The 1692-nt window shown below is 73.5% G+C and carries 2 protein-coding genes and 2 pseudogenes; all 4 read left to right on the top strand.

Annotation, left to right across the window (positions count from 1 at the left end; genetic code table 11):
• A pseudogene (locus ET526_RS21030) lies at positions 1-735 on the top strand (tape measure protein); the annotation flags it as partial.
• Positions 732-863 carry a hypothetical protein gene (locus ET526_RS22495; protein ID WP_275668661.1) on the top strand — a complete coding sequence of 44 codons (132 nt, stop codon included), beginning with the start codon at positions 732-734 and terminating at the stop codon, positions 861-863. The pseudogene ET526_RS21030 and the gene ET526_RS22495, both read left to right, overlap by 4 nt.
• Positions 864-1418: a hypothetical protein gene (locus ET526_RS21025; RefSeq protein ID WP_240048524.1), complete on the top strand. Its 555-nt coding sequence runs from the start codon at positions 864-866 to the stop codon at positions 1416-1418.
• A pseudogene (locus ET526_RS21020) lies at positions 1418-1692 on the top strand (hypothetical protein); the annotation flags it as partial. The gene ET526_RS21025 and the pseudogene ET526_RS21020, both read left to right, overlap by 1 nt.

Here is a 1692-nt window from a genome sequence, read left to right as displayed (position 1 = left end):
CAGCTGAACGACCTGCTGCGCGAGCGCGAGCGGCTGATCCAGGACAACGAGACCGCCTATGAGCGCTACGTGCGCCGGCTGGAGCGGCTGGGCGACCTAGTGCAGCGCGCCGAGCGCGCCGGCCGGCCGATTCCGGACGAGACGATCGGGCGCGAGGCGCAGCGCGCGCTGGAGGATCTGGAGGAGGCCGAGCGCCGGCTGCAGCGCAGCACCGAGGGCACGCGCGAGGCCGCGCGAGAGCTCGGCTTCGCGTTCTCCTCCGCCTTCGAGGACGCGATCGTGCGCGGCGACAAGCTGTCCAAGGTCATGCAGGGCCTGCTGCAGGACATCACCCGCATCATCGCGCGCCGCACCATCACCAAGCCGTTGGGAAACGCCGTCTCCGCCGGCCTCACCAGCCTCGGCGCCGGCAGCTGGTTCGACGGCATCGGCTCCTGGCTCGGTGGACTGTTCCGGGCGGAGGGCGGACCGGTCGCGACCGGCCAGCCCTACATCGTCGGCGAGCGCGGGCCGGAGTGGTTCGTGCCGGACCGCGGCGGGACCGTGCTGCCGAACGGTATGGCGCCGGGCGGGCCGGTCATCCAGCAGACCATCAACATCGACGCGCGCGGGGCGGACGCCGGCGTCGAGGCGCGGCTGCGGCTGCTCGCCGGGCAGATCGCCCGCCAGGCCTCGGCCATGACGCTGGATGCCATTCGCCGCGGCGGCAGCGCCTACGAGACGGTGCGGGGATGACCGAATACGCCTGGCCCGAGGCGCTGCGCCCGACGCGGCTGACCTTCTACCTGCAGCACAACACCACGCGCTTCGTCTCGCCGGTCACCCGCGCCACCCAGGTGCTGCAGCGGGAGGGCGCCCGCTGAGTGGCGCAGGCGACCTTCGACCCGCTCGACCGCGTGCGCGCCGGCCTCCTCGAAGGGCTGCTCGCGGCGCTGGCCGGCTCGGTGAACACCGTCCGCATCTGGGACTGGCGGCGCGAGTTCCGCACCGGCGATCCGCGTAGCCAGGGCGACGTGCCGACCGGGCCCTTCTCCTATTCCGACGACACCATCTTCACCGATGGCACCGGCTTCGTGGTCGGATCCGGCAACCCGGCGCTGGCCGCCGGCGCACCGCGCGGGGCGCTGGCGATCCAGACCCAGGGCTGGTGGCCGAATGGTGTGGCGGTTGGCGCCGGCGACCTGATCGGGCTGGCGGGACGGCTCTACATTGCGACCGAGGCCGTTGCCGCCTCCGGCGCGGGCACGGCGACGATCCCGATCGCGCCGCCGCTGCGCGAGGCGCTGCTGATCAACCAGCCGCTGGTGCTGACCAAGCCAACCGTCGCCATGCGCCTGGTCTCCGACGACGAGGCCGCCAACCCGACGCGGCCGGGGCGCTTCACGGCGATCACCATCCGCCTGGAGGAGGCCCTGTAGTGTCCGACACGCACGGCACGCCGCGGCTGTCGCCGCACGCCGCCGCCTCCGCCACCTCGCCGGTCGCGGCACCGGTGGTGCTGGTCGAGCTCGACTTCGCGTCGGGTCCCTTTCGCGCCTGGACCGGGCTCGGCCAGCTGCACTGGGCGGGGAAGGTGTTCGAGGGCGTCGGCTCGATCGGCGCGGTTGGCGAGGTCGAGGAGACGGTCGAGCTGCGCGCCGTGCGGCTGACGCTCGCGCTCTCGCCGGTGCCGCAGGAGGTGGTGGACATCGC

The sequence above is a fragment of the Crenalkalicoccus roseus genome (genome assembly GCF_004761865.1).
Lineage (GTDB): Bacteria > Pseudomonadota > Alphaproteobacteria > Acetobacterales > Acetobacteraceae > Crenalkalicoccus > Crenalkalicoccus roseus.
This window is presented reverse-complemented; position numbering and strand designations above follow the sequence as displayed.

Excerpts from the sequence above, each read along its gene's own strand:
- ET526_RS22495 (WP_275668661.1), top strand. The coding sequence starts at position 732 with ATGACCGAATACGCCTGGCCCGAGGCGCTGCGCCCGACGCGGCTGACC.